Annotated in this window: 20 protein-coding genes; 15 read left to right on the plus strand and 5 right to left on the minus strand. The window is 65.4% G+C overall.

What is annotated here, in order from left to right:
* Positions 1-72 precede the first annotated feature (72 nt).
* The 4 genes from G9408_RS07835 to pyk all read right to left on the minus strand — a co-directional run bounded on the left by G9408_RS07835 (position 73) and on the right by pyk (position 4,720).
* Positions 73-837 (minus strand): hypothetical protein, encoded by a 765-nt coding sequence (locus tag G9408_RS07835; protein WP_168453511.1) that lies wholly within the window; start codon positions 835-837, stop codon positions 73-75.
* A gap of 58 nt (positions 838-895) precedes the next feature.
* Positions 896-1,906 (minus strand): DUF4189 domain-containing protein, encoded by a 1,011-nt coding sequence (locus G9408_RS07840; RefSeq protein WP_168453512.1) that lies wholly within the window; start codon positions 1,904-1,906, stop codon positions 896-898.
* Between the two features lie 241 nt (positions 1,907-2,147).
* Positions 2,148-2,921, minus strand: coding sequence for an arginyltransferase (locus G9408_RS07845; protein ID WP_168453513.1), 774 nt, complete (start codon positions 2,919-2,921; stop codon positions 2,148-2,150).
* A 344-nt stretch (positions 2,922-3,265) separates the two neighbouring features.
* Entirely contained in the window at positions 3,266-4,720 is a 1,455-nt protein-coding gene (gene pyk, locus G9408_RS07850; RefSeq protein ID WP_168453514.1) for a pyruvate kinase, read from the minus strand.
* A 196-nt stretch (positions 4,721-4,916) separates the two neighbouring features.
* Between pyk and G9408_RS07855 the strand changes: the two genes are divergently transcribed.
* The 3 genes from G9408_RS07855 to G9408_RS07865 all read left to right on the plus strand — a co-directional run bounded on the left by G9408_RS07855 (position 4,917) and on the right by G9408_RS07865 (position 6,980).
* Positions 4,917-5,243 carry a DUF1244 domain-containing protein gene (locus G9408_RS07855; protein WP_168453515.1) on the plus strand — a complete coding sequence of 109 codons (327 nt, stop codon included), beginning with the start codon at positions 4,917-4,919 and terminating at the stop codon, positions 5,241-5,243.
* A 70-nt stretch (positions 5,244-5,313) separates the two neighbouring features.
* The gene (locus tag G9408_RS07860) at positions 5,314-6,636 is read left to right on the plus strand and encodes a metal-dependent hydrolase family protein (RefSeq protein WP_168453516.1); all 1,323 of its coding nucleotides are present in this window, start codon (positions 5,314-5,316) and stop codon (positions 6,634-6,636) included.
* A gap of 101 nt (positions 6,637-6,737) precedes the next feature.
* Entirely contained in the window at positions 6,738-6,980 is a 243-nt protein-coding gene (locus G9408_RS07865; RefSeq protein WP_168453517.1) for a DUF2312 domain-containing protein, read from the plus strand.
* Here G9408_RS07865 and G9408_RS07870 read toward each other — a convergent pair.
* Entirely contained in the window at positions 6,977-7,612 is a 636-nt protein-coding gene (locus G9408_RS07870; RefSeq protein ID WP_168453518.1) for a hypothetical protein, read from the minus strand. The genes G9408_RS07865 and G9408_RS07870 overlap by 4 nt on opposite strands.
* 74 nt (positions 7,613-7,686) lie before the next feature.
* Between G9408_RS07870 and G9408_RS07875 the strand changes: the two genes are divergently transcribed.
* The 12 genes from G9408_RS07875 (at position 7,687) to tolB (ending at position 16,476) form a co-directional block, all read left to right on the plus strand.
* Complete coding sequence (locus G9408_RS07875) at positions 7,687-8,004, plus strand: heavy metal-binding domain-containing protein (protein ID WP_168453519.1); 318 nt, start codon at positions 7,687-7,689, stop codon at positions 8,002-8,004.
* A gap of 69 nt (positions 8,005-8,073) precedes the next feature.
* Entirely contained in the window at positions 8,074-8,820 is a 747-nt protein-coding gene (locus G9408_RS07880) for a YebC/PmpR family DNA-binding transcriptional regulator (RefSeq protein ID WP_137870317.1), read from the plus strand.
* Positions 8,821-8,932: 112 nt separating this feature from the next.
* The gene (gene ruvC, locus G9408_RS07885; protein ID WP_168453520.1) at positions 8,933-9,406 is read left to right on the plus strand and encodes a crossover junction endodeoxyribonuclease RuvC; all 474 of its coding nucleotides are present in this window, start codon (positions 8,933-8,935) and stop codon (positions 9,404-9,406) included.
* Between the two features lie 196 nt (positions 9,407-9,602).
* Positions 9,603-10,202, plus strand: a complete 600-nt coding sequence (gene ruvA, locus G9408_RS07890; protein ID WP_168453521.1) for a Holliday junction branch migration protein RuvA — start codon at positions 9,603-9,605, stop codon at positions 10,200-10,202.
* Positions 10,199-10,609 (plus strand): GFA family protein, encoded by a 411-nt coding sequence (locus G9408_RS07895; protein WP_168453522.1) that lies wholly within the window; start codon positions 10,199-10,201, stop codon positions 10,607-10,609. Before ruvA ends, G9408_RS07895 begins: the two co-directional genes overlap by 4 nt.
* Positions 10,602-11,336: a haloacid dehalogenase type II gene (locus tag G9408_RS07900; RefSeq protein WP_168453523.1), complete on the plus strand. Its 735-nt coding sequence runs from the start codon at positions 10,602-10,604 to the stop codon at positions 11,334-11,336. The genes G9408_RS07895 and G9408_RS07900 overlap by 8 nt, the downstream gene beginning before the upstream one ends.
* A 1-nt stretch (position 11,337) precedes the next feature.
* The gene (gene ruvB / locus G9408_RS07905; RefSeq protein WP_168453524.1) at positions 11,338-12,360 is read left to right on the plus strand and encodes a Holliday junction branch migration DNA helicase RuvB; all 1,023 of its coding nucleotides are present in this window, start codon (positions 11,338-11,340) and stop codon (positions 12,358-12,360) included.
* Between the two features lie 225 nt (positions 12,361-12,585).
* A complete protein-coding gene (locus tag G9408_RS07910; RefSeq protein WP_168453525.1) occupies positions 12,586-13,065 on the plus strand; it encodes a YbgC/FadM family acyl-CoA thioesterase in 480 nt (159 codons plus the stop codon).
* Positions 13,059-13,757, plus strand: a complete 699-nt coding sequence (gene tolQ / locus G9408_RS07915) for a protein TolQ (RefSeq protein WP_168453526.1) — start codon at positions 13,059-13,061, stop codon at positions 13,755-13,757. Before G9408_RS07910 ends, tolQ begins: the two co-directional genes overlap by 7 nt.
* On the plus strand, positions 13,757-14,275 hold the full coding sequence (gene tolR, locus G9408_RS07920; protein WP_168453527.1) for a protein TolR: 519 nt from the start codon (positions 13,757-13,759) through the stop codon (positions 14,273-14,275). Before tolQ ends, tolR begins: the two co-directional genes overlap by 1 nt.
* A gap of 9 nt (positions 14,276-14,284) precedes the next feature.
* Positions 14,285-15,106, plus strand: coding sequence for a hypothetical protein (locus G9408_RS07925; protein WP_168453528.1), 822 nt, complete (start codon positions 14,285-14,287; stop codon positions 15,104-15,106).
* A gap of 5 nt (positions 15,107-15,111) precedes the next feature.
* Complete coding sequence (gene tolB, locus G9408_RS07930) at positions 15,112-16,476, plus strand: Tol-Pal system beta propeller repeat protein TolB (protein ID WP_210423288.1); 1,365 nt, start codon at positions 15,112-15,114, stop codon at positions 16,474-16,476.
* Positions 16,477-16,558 lie beyond the last annotated feature (82 nt).

Genomic DNA, 16,558 nt, shown 5'->3' on the forward strand with positions numbered 1-16,558 from the left:
CCCTTGAAAGCGGGGAAAGGTCAACCGTTCGCGGCTGTCCGGCGGCGGCGGGCGGCGATGGCCGGGGGCAAATCAACCACGCGCGCGCCGCGCGACGCATTGTTTCAACCGGTCACGCGCCGCGTGTCCGCCCGTCCAGTCAACCTTGGCAACCGATTTACCCTTGATTTGCAATTCGAAGCCGTGGGTATCGAGCATATTGTCGAGCAGCGCTTCGACCGACGGCACCGCCAGCGCGATCGCCCCATAGGCTTCCCCGGGCAAACGGTAATTATATGCCTCGACCGTCTGCGGCGGGCTGCCGTCCGACTGGACCAGCGTCACCTTGATCTTTTCGACTCCGACCGGCTGCGGGATGTCGTCGCTCCAAAAGGTGAGCAGCGCCCCCTCATAGTCGCCCCCTGGACCAGAAACACGGACCAACCCGTCCTTTTTCCAGTAAAAGGCGGCACAATATTCGCCCGGCGCCGGTTTGGCATGATCCTGAAAAAAGTCCCAACCACCATTTTCGTAGCGGGCGTAGCGCGGGTCTTTCATGATTTCGGCCCGCCGCGCCATATTGTCGACATTCTGCTGCATCAGCGCGATCATCCCCGTGGCGACGCTCATCCGGTCGCGCATCGGGTCCGCCGGCGGCTCTGCATAGCGCGCGCCGCCGTCGTCTGGTTCGCCCTGCTGCGGTGTCGCCGCAATATCCATCATCTGCCGGTGATGCTCGGCATTCGCGGCGCAGATATTGGGCAGGTCGGAACAGGCCGCGGCAGGCCCGCCAACCGACAGCGCGAGCATCGCCGCCGCACCTGACAGCAGGGATTTGATCAGCGGGGGGCGTGACATCGGGCGTCTCCGAAATAGCAGGGCAAGGCAGCGGATGGCGGGCGGGAACATGGCATCGTCACCCCTCGTCGGCAATCACGACCACACGTGGCGTCGCGGCGTCATAGGTGGCGATGACCCGGCACGACGAGGGCGGACAGATACGGGCGATACGCTCCTTGACCGTCACCGGATCGGCAAGGGTCGGGGGCGGATCACCCAGCGGTGACCTCTTCTTCTTCTTTTTCGGGGCCGCCGCCAACGCCGCGGTCCAGCGGTTTTGCCCGCGCCCGTCCACGAAATGAACGAGCAGGCCGTTGGTGTCGGCCCAGCCGGCGTCGGTCACTTTCTTGCCGTTCACCGCATAGGCCGATATCGCGCAGCGCTGTCCCGAATCCGCCTGGCAGCGGTCGAGAATCTCCTTGCGCGTCGCGACCGAATTTTCCTTCCCGCTGATCAGCCAGCTTTTGCCGATAGCCGCCGGATCAATGGGCCGCGCAACCATCGCCCAGCGGTTCCAGTTCAGCTTTCCCTTGGGAAAATAATCCTTCGACTGATCGAGCCCCGGATCCTCGTTCAGAAAGATCGCGCCGCTGTCATAGACGGCGACCAGATCGCAGCCGAACGAGTTGGTCAGGCAATGACGTGTCGACACATCCGGGTTCGCCAGCATCTCGTCATTCACCGCCGCCCTGATCCACGACTGGCCCATGCCATCCTGCGCGAGATAGACCTGTCCCGTGCCGCCAATCGCCGCCGCGACGTCGCATTCGTTTCCGGTCGCAGCCTTGCAGCGCTCGAGCACCCGCTGCCGCGCCAGATTGAGCGTCCTGTGGCCGACCGAGACCCATGTCGACCCCGTGTCGGCATGATAGGCCGCCGCCATGAAGCCAGGCTCCGTGGGCAGCGAAGGCAAGTCGTAACCCGGCTCGTCGCCCGCATGGTCTTCGCCTGACTCCTGCGGCGGGGTTGCAGCGATGTCGTTCATGTCCCTCGCATGTTGTTCGGCCGATTGCGCCTGCGCCGCATCGGGCAACAGGATCAGCGTCGCGAGCGCCGTTGCGATCGAGAAAATGGGACGAAATTTCATGTCGTTGATTTCCAATGCAAAGGGACAAGCGAAACTTCGCCAGCCAAATGCCTAATCCTTGTGCGATCACCGGTCATCGGCCGCGTTGTCCCGGGTCATTGGCACCGGGCACGGCAAAATAGTGTGAAAAGCCAGCGCGATATGATGTGGGCTTGCCATCCATGCGACCGGCGTAGGCGGCGTGTCACGCCGATCCTATGACCGTGATCACAACCAGTACACCGCGATGGGCGGCGCCAAGTCAGGCGAGTTCGAACATCGCCGCAATGCCGCTCGGCGCGGCGGGCTCGAAGCGCGACCAGCCGTCGGGGCCAAGCCGCTCGATCGGGCGGAAACGCGCCTTGTACGCCATGCGCGCCGATCCTTCGATCCAGTAACCGAGGTAGACGTAGGGCAGGCCCGCCCGCGCCGCGCGCTGGACATGGTCGGCGATGATATAGGTGCCCAGCCCTTCACGCAGCGGGTGCGCGGCGTCAAAGAAGCTGTAGATCATCGACAATCCGTCGCCCTGCCGGTCGGTCAGGCAACAGCCGATCAGGCGGCCCTTGCTGCCGTCGGTGGTCGGCTCGCGATACTCGATCATATAGCTGTCGACCGGGGTCTGCTCGACCATGTCGGCGAAATCCTGCTCATCCATGTCGGCCATGCCGCCATTGGGGTGGCGCGAGCCGAGATAAGAGCGCAGCAACGCATATTGTTCCTCGGTCGCCCACGGCTTGCACGCGGTCGCGACCAGGTCGCCGTTGCGGCGGATCGTGCGCTTCTGCGAATTGCTGGGGGTGAATTCGGCGGCGCAGACGCGCACCGACACGCAGGCCGCGCAATCGGCGCAGCTCGGGCGATAGGCCACTGACTGGCTGCGCCGGAATCCGATGCGGCCCAGCGCGTCGTTCAGCTCGTTCGCCGTATTGCCGCTGAGTTCGGTAAACACCTTGCGTTCGGTCTTGCCCGCCAGATAGGGGCAAGGCGCCGGGCTGGTGACGAAAAAGCGCGGAAAACGGAACGGTGCGGACACGCGGATGAACCTCCAGATATGCGATGCGGAATCCCCCCCGACGCGGGTCCGACGCTCACCACCCACCAACTATGCCGCGCGGCGTCAATGGTGCAAAGTCCGTTTACCATTTTTAGTCGTGCCGATCTGAATCACCTCGAAAATTATCTGAATCGGGCGGTAAGGATTGTGCCGATTTGAATCAGAGGTGGGCAGCTTGGTGATCGCCACCGATCATAAGCCCGCCCCTGTTCGTCATCCCGGCGAAGGCCGGGATCTCGCCGGTTCGTTAAAACGCGAGGGTGAGATCCCGGCCTCCGCCGGGATGACGGAAGGACTTAGAAGCCGGGCGGTGCAAAGCCCGATCAGCTATACCCGCGCAGCTCGTCGCCGGTCAGCGTCGCCACGTGCAGCACGTTGGTCGACCCCGGCGTGCCGAACGGGACCCCCGCCATCATGACCAGCTTCGCGCCCGCCTTGCCGATGCCGTGGCGCAGCGCCATGCGCTTACCCTTGGCGATCATCTCTTCGAAACTGCCGATGTCCTTGGTTGGCACCGCATGCGCGCCCCAGAGCAGCCCGAGCCGACGCGCCGCTTCCTTTTTGGGCGTGAGGACCAACAGCGGCGCGTTGGGCCGTTCGCGCGCCACCCGCCGCGCAGTCGATCCCGATGCGGTGAAGCAGATGATCGCATCGGCGGCAATCGTGCCGATGATGCCGCCGGCGGCCTCCGCCAGCGCGTCGGCGGTGGTCGCGTCCGGCAGCGTTTCGGTAAAGTGCAGGCGGCGAAAATAGTCAGGGTCGCTTTCGACCGAGCGCGCGATCGAATCCATCATGGTGACAGCTTCCACCGGCCAGGCGCCCGCCGCGGTCTCGGCCGACAGCATGATCGCGTCGGCGCCGTCGTACACCGCGGTGGCAACATCGCTGACTTCGGCGCGCGTCGGCGAGGGCGAGACGATCATCGATTCGAGCATCTGCGTCGCGACGACCACCGGCTTGCCCATCCGCCGCGCAGTGGCGACGATGCGCTTTTGCAGCGGCGGCACCGCCTCGGGAGGAAGCTCGACGCCGAGGTCACCGCGCGCGACCATCGCCGCGTCGGCGAGCTCGAGGATTTCCTCGATCCGCTGCACCCCCGACGGCTTTTCGAACTTCACGAGCAGTGCTGCCTTGCCGCCGATCAGACGCCGCGCCTCAGCGACATCCTCGGGCCGCTGGACGAACGACAGCGCGACCCAGTCGACATGCTGCTCCAGCGCAAAGGTCAGATCCTTGCGGTCCTTTTCGGTCAGCGCCGCGAGCGGAACGACGACGTCGGGGACATTGACCCCCTTGCGGTCCGAAATCTTGCCGCCGACCTCGACCACCGTGTCGATCCGCGACGGCGACACGCTCTGCACCCGCAGCACCAGCTTGCCGTCGTCGATGAGCAGCCGGGTGCCCGCTTCCAGCGCCGCGAACAATTCGGGGTGCGGCAGGTGGACGCGCGTCGCGTCGCCCGGCGCCTTGTCGATGTCGAGCGCGAATGCCGCGCCCTTCACCAACTCGGCGGGGCCGTCCTTGAACGTCCCGACGCGCAGCTTCGGTCCTTGCAGGTCGACCAGGATCGTCGTCGGCCGCCCGGTTTCCTTTTCCAGCGCGCGGATGGCCGCAATCACCTTGGCGTGACCCGCATGGTCGCCATGGCTCATATTGACGCGAAAGGCGTCGGCGCCGGCGCGGTGCAGCGCCGCAATCATCTCGGGATTGGCGCTCACGGGACCAAGGGTCGCCAGGATGCGCACCTTGCGCTGGCGGGGGGTAAAACTCTGGACCACAGATGCTCCGATATGGTTTCGATCATCGCCGTAGCCCTGAGCCTGTCGAAGGGCGCCTATCCACGATAAGCGCCCTTCGACAGGCTCAGGACCATGGTTTTGTCCGAACAGATAGACACCGCTTGCCTAGTCTCACTGCCCCCGGCAAGGCAAGCCGCGTATAGCTATTCATGCCCCCAGCAGAAGGAAATCCGCCATGTCCTGCAGCGACGACCAGGCCGCCCCGAACGATGCGCTCGACGCGCTGGACGATGCGGTGGCGGCGGCCGCCTTCCGCCGCCTCGCTCGCCTGCTCCAGCACCGCCACGACGCCGCGAACATCGACCTGATGGGGCTCGCCGGTTTCTGCCGCAATTGCCTCGGCGACTGGATCGCCGAGGCGGGCGGCATGGACAAGGAAAGCGGCCGCGCGATTGTCCACGGCATGCCGACCGCCGATTGGAAAGCGCTGCACCACACCGCCGCTACCCCCGAACAGCTCGCACGGATGGAGGCGAGCATGGCAAGGAATCCGCGCGACTGAGCTTGCGACGCCCCGGCTTTCGCGACATGATCGGACGACAAGGCGGAGAGCCAACAGGGAGATAATCGGGATGCGTATGACATGGGCCGCGGCGACGATCGCGGCAGGACTGATCGCAAGCACACCGCTGGCCGCTCAGCCGTCCGCCACCACCTATATCCACGCCGGGCGCCTGCTCGACCAGCCGGGCCGCGAGCCGCGCGGGCCATCGACGATCGTCGTCCGCGACGGGAAGATCGCCGAAGTGCGCGACGGCTTTGCGACGCCCGAGGGCGATGCGCGTGTCGTCGACCTGAAGAACGCCTTTGTCCTCCCCGGCCTGATCGACATGCACGTCCATATCTCCAGCGACGACAATCTGCTGCGCAGCCGCCTCGAAAGCTCGGGCCGCGACGTCGAGGATATATTCGTGATCGCGCAGGGCAATGCGCGCAAGACGCTCGAAGCCGGCTTTACCACCGTGCGCGATCTGGGCGGCGATGGCCGCACCACGACGACGCTGCGCGACGCGATCAACAATGGCGTGATCGTCGGCCCGACCGTCATTCCCGCCGGAACGATGATTTCGGTGACCGGCGGCCATGGCGGGGTCAACGGGCTGAACCGCACCCTGACCCACGCGGTCGCGGCCGAGCGGACCAATATCTGCGACGGCCCCGACGGCTGTGCCAGCGCGGTACGCGCGCAGATTTCCCTCGGCGCCGAGGTGATCAAATTCGCCGCGACCGGAGGGGTGCGATCGAACGTCGCGGGCGGGCTGGGCAAGCAGATGTCCGACGCCGAAATGAAATCGGTGGTCGACACCGCGCACAGCTTTGGCCGCAAGGTGACCGCCCATGCGCATGGCAAGGAAGGCATCGACGCCGCGCTGCGCGCCGGGGTCGATTCGATCGAGCATGGCAGCTTCATCGACGATGAAACGGTCAAGCTGTTCAAGGCGTCGAACGCGGCGCTGGTCCCGACCGCCGTGGCGCCGATCGCCGCGCTGGCACAGGCGCGCCGCGGCGACGCACCGGGACCGCAACTTGCGAAGGCCGAAGAGGCCGCCGCATCGCACGCCGCCAGCATGGCGCGCGCGATCCGCGGCAATGTCCGCATCCTGTTCGGCACCGATTCGGGCGTCGCGCCGCACGGCGACAATGCCAAGGAGTTCGCGTTGATGGTCAAGGCGGGGATGACCCCGGCGCAGGCGATCAAAGCCGCGACCATCGACAATGCCGCCGAACTCGACCGGCCGATCGGGGCGATCGTGGCGGGGCGCGATGCCGACATCATCGCCGTCAGCGGCGACCCGCTGGCCGATGTCACCGCGCTGGAAAAGGTCGATTTCGTGATGCGGCGCGGCGTGGTCCACAAGGATGGCGGCAAGCGCCAGCCGTTTCCGCCCGAATGAGCGATCGGGTCCAAGAAAGCATGGCGAAAACGCAGCGGGACGATTAGGGACGCGGCAGCCGCGATTCTCGCGCCGCATCATCCCAATCACCGGAGCCCAAAATGAGCGAAGCCACCGTATCCGACGAACAACTGCGCCTTTTCATCGAGCGCATCGAACGGATGGAAGAAGAAAAAAAAGGCGTCGCCGACGACATTCGCGACACCTATAACGAAGCGAAATCGCAGGGTTACGACACCAAGATCATGCGCCAGGTCATCAAGCTGCGGAAAATGTCCAGAGATGATCGAATGGAAATGGAAGCCGTTCTGGACGTCTACAAAGCCGCTTTGGGCCTCGCCTAATCACCTTCCTGAAGTCGGCGGTAAAGTGTCAGTGCAGCTTCGTCGCCGACCTCCAGCAATCGGATAACGTCCCCTAAACGCTTTGAATAATCGCGGAGCGTATCGTTCGTTCGTGCCATCTCGCTCACCATGAGCTCGGAAAACCAGAAGAACGCCGATCTTGCGCGGGTGATGTCTTCAGCCGAAACTGTCAAATCGGTCACGGCTTTCGGGTGCGTTATCCGGTTCCTCAGCTGAATCGTTTGTTTCAAGTTCGCCCAGCCTTCGACACCAAAATTGGGCTGGTCACCCAATGCGCATTTGGCAGCAAGTCGAGCAGTCAAACGGACCATCGCCGTGGTCGATATGAACCGGCGCTGCTCAGAAATCTTTCCGTCCTCACTTACAAAATAGGTCGTTTCAGAAAGGGCGCGGCGCTCATTTTCCGAAATCAGTCCCATCGTTTCGGCGGCTGCCATCACATCCTCTCGATACAGCCATGCGAGCCCTTCGACAGCAGCAATGAGTGTGCGCACCAACCCGCGCCGGTTCACAGGGGTATCCGCCTGAGTTTGCCGGGACATCGCGTCATCAACATCAAGAAACAGCTCGCCAATCAGGCCCGGCAACGCCGGTTCCGAAACTTTCGACAATGTGTCCTCCCCATGTCGATTTCTTTCGTTATACGGCTTTAGATACAATCAGCCAGTGCGAGGAAAAGCAGTTTATGTTCAGCACCACCACCAATACGATCGAAGGCCGGCCGGCCCGCGAATATCTGGGCATCGTCACCGGTGAAGTGATCGTCGGTGCCAACCTGTTCCGCGACCTGTTTGCCAGCATCACCGACATCGTCGGCGGCCGGTCGGGCAAATATGAGGACGTCCTCGCCCGCGCCCGCAAGGAAGCGATCGCCGAGATGGAAGCCGAAGCGGCCCGCCTCGGCGGCAATGCGGTGGTCGGCGTCGACCTTGATTATGAAGTGCTTGGCCAGAACGGGTCGATGCTGATGGTCAGTGCGTCGGGAACCGCGGTCGTCATCTGACGCAGTTGTCTCTTGGGGGCCGCCGCTGTAGGGCGGCGCCAGCTTTCAAATTGACCGATGGAGGGTGGCTTGGCCGGCCATAGTAAATTCAAGAACATCATGCACCGCAAGGGTGCGCAGGACAAAAAGCGCAGCAGCCTGTTTTCGAAGCTCAGCCGCGAAATCACCGTGGCGGCGAAGATGGGCCTGCCCGACCCCGACGCGAACGCGCGCCTGCGCGCGGCGGTCAATGCCGCCAAGGCGCAGTCGATGCCGAAGGACAATATCCAGCGCGCGATCGACAAGGCCGCGGGCAACGACGGCGATAACTATGAAGAAATCCGCTACGAAGGCTATGGCCCCGGCGGCGTGTCGCTGATCGTCGAGGCGCTGACCGACAACCGCAACCGCACAGCGACCAACGTCCGCACCGCGTTCAGCAAGAATGGCGGCAACCTCGGGACGTCGGGCAGCGTCAGCCACGGCTTCGACCGGCTGGGCCTGATCAACTATGCCGCGAGCGCCGGCGACGCAGACACGGTGTTCGAAGCCGCGCTCGACGCTGGCGCCGACGACGTCGAATCGTCCGAGGACGGCCACGACATCTGGACCAGCGTCGACAGCCTGCACGAAGTCGCCAAGGCGCTCGAAGCGAAGCTGGGCGAGGCTGAGGGCGTGAAGCTGGCGTGGCGCCCGACGCTGAAGAGCGAAGTCGCCGACGAAGCCATCGCGCAGACGCTGTTCAAGCTGATCGACACGCTCGATGACGACGACGATGTGCAGACCGTGTGGGGCAATTACGAGATTCCCGATGCGGTGATGGAGAAATTGGGGTGAACCATTTCTCCCCTCCCCTTCAGGGGAGGGGTCGGGGGTGGGGGCCATCGGCCTCGCGCAACCTCGACAGCCCCCACCCCAACCCCTCCCCTGAAGGGGAGGGGCTAAAGATATGATCATCCTCGGCCTCGACCCCTCGCTCAGCTGCACCGGCTGGGGCATCATCCGCGTCGAGGGCAGCCGGATCAGCCACATCGCGAACGGCCAGATCAAGACCGACGCCAAGGCGCCCCTGCCCGACCGCCTCGCCCATCTCGACACGGTGCTGGCGGCGGTCATCGCCGACCACGCCCCGACCCACGCCGCGGTCGAGGAAGTGTTCGTCAACGACAATCCGCAATCGACCTTGAAACTCGCGCACGCGCGCGGCGTCGTCCTGCTCGGCTGCGCGCGCGGTGGGCTGGCCGTGGCCGAATATGCCCCGCGCCTCGTCAAAAAAGCGATCGTCGGCACCGGTGGCGCCGCGAAGGAACAGGTGCAGGCGATGCTGCGCGTGCTGCTCCCGGGCGCGAAGGTCGCGGGACCGGACGCGGCGGATGCGCTGGCGGTGGCAATCTGCCACGCGAACCACCGGCCGCGTGTTTAAGAGTTTCGCACGAAGACACAAAGACACGAAGAGGTCGCATTTGCCGCGAAGCGGCTTTTCTCCCCTATCGTTGCGGCAGACAAAGAGGCTGAAGGAGAAAAGGGCCTATCGGCCCGAACTGCCCTCTTTGTGTCTTTGTGTCTTCGTGCGAACCAATTTTGTTCCCTTTTCATTCCCGCCGCGCTAGGCACGGACCATGATCGCGAAACTAACGGGGCGGCTGGATTCGAGCGGCGCAGGCCATGCGGTGATCGACGTCGGCGGCGTCGGTTATCTGGTCGAGGCATCGGCGCGCACGCTCGATGCGCTCGGCGCCATCGGCGGCGACGTCACCATCCACACTGAAATGCTCGTCGGCGAGGATTTCCTGCGCCTGCTCGGCTTTGCCAAGGCCGAGGAACGCGACTGGTTCCGCCTGCTGACGAGCGTGCAGGGGGTCGGCGCCAAGGTCGCGCTCGCGATCCTCTCGGCGCTCGAAATCGGCGATTTGCAACGCGCGCTGGCGAGCGGCGACAGCGCGATGATCGCGCGCGCGAACGGAGTCGGGCCGAAGCTGGCGCAGCGGATCGCGCATGAACTCAAGGACAAGGCGGGCGCGCTTGGCGGGATCGCCGGTTCGAGTCCGGCCAGGGGCACCACCAGCGGCCCCCTCGCCGACGCCGTCACCGCCCTCACCGGCCTCGGCTTCAAACCCGGCGAAGCCAGCGCTGCAGTTGCGGCAGCGAGCGAGGAACTGGGCGCGGGAGCGAGCCTTGATGCGCTGGTGCGCGTGGCGCTTAAGAAGGCGGCAAAGTGACCACCCCCACCCGCCACGCATCCTGCCGCTGCGGCCATATCCGCATCGCCTGCACCGGCGAACCCATCCGCGTGTCGGTGTGCCATTGCCGCGAGTGTAAGGCGCGGAGCGGCAGTGCCTTTGCTGCGCAGGTCCGTTTTCCTGCCGAGCAGGTCCGCATCGAGGGCGAGACAAATGCGCGGATGTGGCAATATACTGGCGACAGCGGTCACACTGCCGACTTCTTTTTCTGCGTCACCTGCGGATCGGGCGTCTGGTACCGCGCGCGGCCCCATCACGACGCTTTCGCCATCCCGCTCGGCAATTTCGAACCCGGCCACGGCTTCGTTCCCGATTATTCGGTGTACGAGGACCGCAAGGAGCCTTGGGTTTCGATCAGCGGCGAGGCAATAGAGCATCATGACTGAGCCTGACGCCTGCCACCGCCCCAAAGCCCTCGCCTTCGACGTCTTCGGCACCGTCGTCGACTGGCGCAGCAGCATCGCCCGCGAGTCCGCGATCTTCCTTGCCCGGATCGACCGTGCCGACATCGACCCGCATGATTTTGCCGATCAGTGGCGGCGCCGCTACCTGCCCGCGATGGCGGCGGTCAGCGGCGGGCAGCGGGGGTTCGTCAAGCTCGACATCCTGCACCGCGAAATGCTCGAAGCGGTGCTGCGCGATCTGGACATCGACCCCGCGTCGCTCGACCCGGCGCTGCTCGGCGACTGGACCGACGCATGGCACCGGCTCGATCCCTGGCCCGATAGCGTCGCCGGGATCGCGCGGCTGCGCACGGCCTTCCCCGCTGTCACCCTGTCGAACGGCAATGTCGCGTTGATGGTCGATATGGCGCGCCGCGCGGGGCTGGTGTGGGACGCGATCCTCGGCGCCGAATATGCCCGCGCGTACAAGCCGCAACCCGCCGCCTATCTGGCGACCGCCGACGCGCTGGGGCTCGCGCCGCAGGAGCTCTGCCTTGTCGCTTCGCATCACAGCGACCTTGCGGCGGCGCGTGGCTGCGGGCTGATGGCCGCCTATATCGACCGGCCGATGGAATATGGCGGCGCCCGCGCCCCCGACGCCGACGCGGCGCAGGATTGGGAGTATCGCGCCGACAGCCTGACCGATTTGGCGGCGCAACTGGGATGCTGACTTGACCGACCTCACCACCCCCAATCGCACCCCCGAGGATGCCGACGCCGCGCTGCGGCCCAAGACGCTCGCCGAATTCGTCGGGCAGGCGGCGGCGCGCGAGAATCTGCGCATCTTTATCGAAGCCGCCAAATCGCGGTCTGACGCGCTGGACCATGTGCTGTTCTATGGCCCGCCGGGGCTCGGCAAGACGACGCTGGCGCAGATCGTCGCGCGCGAACTCGGCGTCGGGTTCCGTTCGACCAGCGGCCCGGTGATCGCGAAGGCAGGTGACCTTGCCGCGCTGCTCACCAATCTCGAGGACGGCGACGTCCTGTTCATCGACGAAATCCACCGCCTGTCGCCCGCGGTCGAGGAAATCCTCTATCCCGCGATGGAGGACCGCGCGCTCGACATCATGATCGGTGAAGGTCCGTCTGCGCGGTCGGTGCGGATCGACCTGCCCAAATTTACGCTGGTCGGCGCGACGACCAGACAAGGCCTGCTCACAACGCCGCTCCGCGACCGTTTCGGTATTCCGGTGCGGCTCAATTTCTACACGCATGGCGAGCTGGAACAGGTCATCACGCGTGCCGCGCGGCTGCTGGCGCTGCCGATCGCCCCCGATGGCGCGCTGGAGATCGCCAAGCGCTCGCGCGGGACGCCGCGCATCGCGGGGCGGCTGCTGCGGCGGGTGCGCGATTTCGCAACGGTCGCGGGGCATGCGATCGTCGATGCCAAGGCCGCCGACGCCGCGCTCAACCGGCTCGAAGTCGATGCGCTTGGGCTCGACGCGATGGACCGCCGCTACCTCACAATGATCGCCGACATCTATCGCGGCGGGCCGGTCGGGGTCGAGACGATGGCGGCGGGGCTGTCCGAACCGCGCGACACGATCGAGGATGTGATCGAACCCTATCTGTTGCAAGTCGGCCTGATCGCGCGCACCGCGCGCGGGCGCATGCTGAACGCCAGCGCGTGGAAGCATCTGGGGCTCAATCCGCCGGCGGGGTCGCAGGACGGATTGTTCGATAACGGTAAGTGACCGTGCCCCTGCGCAGGCAGGGGCCCATCACCGGATGTCGCGCCCTTGCACGAACGGCGGGGTAGTCCGCAACGACCGGTGATGGGCCCCTGCCTTCGCAGGGGCGCGAGCCTCAGAAGAATGGCGCGGATTTCCGCCATCATCTCCCACCAAATGGCCCCCATCTGCGACGAACCGTTGGTTAGGGGTTTGCGACGAGTCGAAGGGCGGCTATCGATCAAGGCCATGGTAAACACCCCGCCTCCTTTTGTCCCCGGCGCCTTCGTCGGGGCCGAGCATCATTACCGGGCGCGCGTCTATTTCGAGGATACCGACCTCAGCGGCATCGTCTATCACGCCAATTACCTGCGCTATATGGAGCGCGCGCGGTCGGACATGCTGCGGATCGCGGGCATCGACCAGCGCGCCGCGATGGACGCGGGCGACGGCAGCTGGGCGGTCACCGACCTCGCGATCAAATATCGCCGCCCCGCAAAGCTCGACGACGACCTGCTGGTGGTCAGCACCGTCGAAGCGGTGCGCGGCGCCAGCGTCATTATCGCACAGCGCATCCTTCGCGGAACTGATACGTTAAGCGGCGAGACATTGACCGACGGGCAAGTCACCGCCGCCTTCCTGTCGCCCGAGGGTCGGCCGCGCCGCCAGCCCGCGGGATGGGCCGACCGCTTTACCGCCATCATGAATGGAGAGAAAATCCCTTGCTAGACAATATCTCGCTGGCCGCCGACGCGGCGACCCTTTCCCCGGTCGCGCTGTTCCTGCAGGCCGATATCATTGTGAAGGCGGTGATGATCGGGCTGCTGCTCGCGTCGATCTATGTCTGGGCGGTGATCTTCACCCAGGGGCGCGGGGTCGGGAAGCTGATGCGGGCGTCGGAAAATTTCGAGCGCGATTTCTGGCGTGCCGAAAATATCGACAAATTTTATGACAAGAACAGCGGCGAGGATCTGCCGAGCGCCAAGGTGCTGAGCGCCGGGATCAGCGAATGGCGCCGCTCGACCAAGGGCAAGACCATCGACCGCGACGGCACGCGCGAACGGCTGGGCATTGCGATGAACTCGGCAATCGCGGGCGAAGTCGACCGGCTGGCCGACAAGATCGGGACGCTGGCAACCATCGGCTCGGTCGCGCCCTTCGTCGGGCTGTTCGGCACCGTGTGGGGCATCATGCGCAGCTTCACCGCGATTGCCGCCAGCAACAACAGCAGCCTGGCGGTCGTCGCGCCGGGCATCGCCGAGGCGCTGTTCGCGACCGCGATCGGCCTGTTCGCGGCGATCCCGGCGGTGATCGCGTACAACAGTTTCTCGCAGCGGCTGAACCGCCTTGAATCGCGCCTCGGTCGCTTTGCCGACGGGCTGCACGCGACCTTCAGCCGCGAGCTGGAGGTCGACGCCTGATGGGCATGACCGGTCCCTCGGGCGGTGTCGGCGGGCGGCGCGGTCGCGGCGGCCGCCGCGCCCCGATCGCCGACATCAACGTCACCCCGCTCGTCGATGTCATGCTGGTGCTGCTGATCATCTTCATGATCACCGCGCCGCTGCTGGCCTCGGCGGTGCCGATCGACCTGCCCGAAAGCCGCGCCAAGCCGATCGAGACCGAGGAGCAGGAGCCGGTCCAGCTGTCGATCAACGCCGACGACACGCTCTATATCGGTGAAGAGGTGGTGCCCGAGGCCGAACTTCCCGCTCGTCTCGACGCCATCGCGCGCGAGCGCCAGGGCGAGGACAAGCCGCGCCAGATCATGCTGCGCGCCGACAAGGGGCTCGATTATGGCCGCGTGATGCGCGTGATGGGCGAACTCAATCGCGCCGGACTGACGCGCATTTCGCTGGTGACTACGGGCGCGGAGGGTGCTGCCGAAGCCGCACCGACCGCCGAGGCCGCGGTCACCGACGGTTCAGAAACGGGGCAATAGGGTCGCATCATGGCCGCAGCACGGGCATTGGGGGGAAAGGAAGGACGCGGCTTTGCCATCGCGGTGGCGGCGCATGTCGTGATCATCGGCCTTCTTTCCGTCCAGTGGACCGCGGGCGAGCGCCGATTCGACAATCCGCCGATGGAGGTCGACCTGATTGCCGAAACTGCGGTGCAATCGACCGCGCCGGTGATCAGCGAAACCCCGCCCGCGGCGCGGCTGGGCGAAGAGGATATGACCGACATCGCGGCGCCCGAACCGACGCCCGCGCCGCCGCTGCCCGAACCGATCGTCCGCCCGACGCCCGCCCCGACTCCGAAACAGGTCGCGCGGCCGAAGGCGCAGCCCAAGCAAACCCCGCCCGCCGCCGCGAAGGCGCAGCCCAAGGCCGCGCCCAAGGCGCCCCCGGCCAAAGATCGCCCCGCGCGCCCGACCGGGCGCCTTGACGGAATCGCCGAAGGGCTCTCGAAATCGCAGCCCAAGACCCCGGCGAGCAAGGGCGCGCCTGCCGCTGCGACAGCGGCCGAGGTGCGCCGCTCGATCGACGTCAGCATCAAGTCGGCCGTCGCGCCGCGCTGGAACGGGTGCCGCATCTCCGGCGTCGATGTCGATCAGCTCAAGACCGTCGTCAAATTCCGCCTGACCCAGTCGGGCGCCCTCGCCGGGTTCACCAGCGTCACGACGTCGGGCGAAAACGACAGCAACAAATTCCAGATTCAGCGGCACCAGGAGTGCGCCAAACGCGCAGTCGAACTTGCCGCACCTTTCGATCTGCCCGAGGATAATTACAGCTTCTGGCAGAATTACACGCTCGATTTCATCAAGAGGTAAGAGACATGTTCCTTCGCCCGATCGGCCTCTCGCTCGCGCTGCTCATGACCACCGCCCCGGTGCTTGCGCAGACCGCCCCCACCCCGCCAGCGGTGACGCCCACCGAACCGCGCGAAACGATCGAAGGCACGCTGTCGCAGGACCGCACCGTCATCGCTATCCCGGCGCTCGCCACCTCATCGGTGCAGACCGTCGCGGGGCTGCGCACCGACAGCCTAGGCCGCCAGATCGCCGAAGTGATCGCCGCCGACCTTGAACGCAGCGGCCTCTACGATCCCTTTGGCCCCAGCGGCGTCCGCGCGATCACGCGCGCCGAGGTGCAGGCGCCGCGCTTTGCCGACTGGCAGGCGCGCAACGCCGAAAATGTCGTCCACGGCTTCGTCGATGCCGGTTCGAACGGCAGCTTGATCGTCGGCTGTTACCTCTACGACACCGCGCTCGGCAGCGAGCTGGTGCGCAAAGGGTTCGAAATCCAGCCCGGCGACTGGCGCCGCGCCGCGCATAAGTGCGCCGATGCCATCTATTCGCGCCTGTCGGGCGAGGCGCCCTTTTTCGACAGCCGCGTCGCCTATATCGCCGAGAGCGGCCCCAAGGGGAACCGCATCAAGCGGCTGGCGATCATGGACAGCGACGGCGGCAACCACCGCTTCATCACCAACGGGCAGGCGCTCGCCATTTCGCCCCGATTCTCGCCCGATTACAAAAAGATCGTCTATGTTTCCTATCTGAACAACCGCGTCCGCGTCTTTATCTACGACGTCGCCAGCGGATCGCAGAAGCTGGTCACCGAAAGCGGCAACGCGACCTTTGCGCCGCGCTGGTCGCCCGACGGCACCCAGATCCTCTATTCGATGGCGGTCGGCGGCAACACCGACATTTATCGCATCTCGGCGAACGGCGGCACCCCGGTACGGCTGACCAGTACCCCGGGGATCGATGTCGGCGGCAGCTTCTCGCCCGACGGACGCAAGATCGTGTTCGAAAGCGACCGGTCGGGCAGCCAGCAAGTCTATACAATGAACATCGACGGGTCGAACCAGCAGCGGATCAGCTTTGGCGGCGGACGCGCCGCGACCCCCGAATGGTCGCCGCGCGGCGACCTGATCGCCTTTACCCGCATGGGCGGCGGCGAATTCCGCATCGGGGTGATGACCCCGTCGGGCGGCAGCGTCCGGATGCTGACCAACAGCTGGCAGGACGAGGCGCCGACCTGGTCGCCGAACGGCCGCGTCATCCAGTTTTTCCGCACCACCCCGGGGCGCGAAGGCAAGTCAAGCCTGTGGCAGGTCGACTTGACCGGCGTCAATCTGCGCCGCCTGCCCACCCCGCAGGACGGATCGGATCCCAGCTGGGGGCCGGTGCTGCCGTAAGCAAAGCGGAACCAAAATCGGCCATCCGGGTTCCCATAATGGCATAAAATGGCGGCAAAATGGGCCGAAACGAGATTTTTCG

The sequence above is a fragment of the Sphingopyxis microcysteis genome (genome assembly GCF_012274265.1).
Taxonomy (GTDB): domain Bacteria; phylum Pseudomonadota; class Alphaproteobacteria; order Sphingomonadales; family Sphingomonadaceae; genus Sphingopyxis; species Sphingopyxis microcysteis.

Excerpts from the sequence above, each read along its gene's own strand:
- G9408_RS07835 (WP_168453511.1), bottom strand. The coding sequence starts at position 837 with ATGTCACGCCCCCCGCTGATCAAATCCCTGCTGTCAGGTGCGGCGGCG.
- G9408_RS07840 (WP_168453512.1), bottom strand. The coding sequence starts at position 1,906 with ATGAAATTTCGTCCCATTTTCTCGATCGCAACGGCGCTCGCGACGCTG.
- G9408_RS07855 (WP_168453515.1), top strand. The coding sequence starts at position 4,917 with ATGTCCTGCAGCGACGACCAGGCCGCCCCGAACGATGCGCTCGACGCG.
- G9408_RS07860 (WP_168453516.1), top strand. The coding sequence starts at position 5,314 with ATGCGTATGACATGGGCCGCGGCGACGATCGCGGCAGGACTGATCGCA.
- G9408_RS07865 (WP_168453517.1), top strand. The coding sequence starts at position 6,738 with ATGAGCGAAGCCACCGTATCCGACGAACAACTGCGCCTTTTCATCGAG.
- G9408_RS07875 (WP_168453519.1), top strand. The coding sequence starts at position 7,687 with ATGTTCAGCACCACCACCAATACGATCGAAGGCCGGCCGGCCCGCGAA.
- ruvC (WP_168453520.1), top strand. The coding sequence starts at position 8,933 with ATGATCATCCTCGGCCTCGACCCCTCGCTCAGCTGCACCGGCTGGGGC.
- ruvA (WP_168453521.1), top strand. The coding sequence starts at position 9,603 with ATGATCGCGAAACTAACGGGGCGGCTGGATTCGAGCGGCGCAGGCCAT.
- G9408_RS07900 (WP_168453523.1), top strand. The coding sequence starts at position 10,602 with ATGACTGAGCCTGACGCCTGCCACCGCCCCAAAGCCCTCGCCTTCGAC.
- G9408_RS07910 (WP_168453525.1), top strand. The coding sequence starts at position 12,586 with ATGGTAAACACCCCGCCTCCTTTTGTCCCCGGCGCCTTCGTCGGGGCC.
- tolR (WP_168453527.1), top strand. The coding sequence starts at position 13,757 with ATGGGCATGACCGGTCCCTCGGGCGGTGTCGGCGGGCGGCGCGGTCGC.
- G9408_RS07925 (WP_168453528.1), top strand. The coding sequence starts at position 14,285 with ATGGCCGCAGCACGGGCATTGGGGGGAAAGGAAGGACGCGGCTTTGCC.
- tolB (WP_210423288.1), top strand. The coding sequence starts at position 15,112 with ATGTTCCTTCGCCCGATCGGCCTCTCGCTCGCGCTGCTCATGACCACC.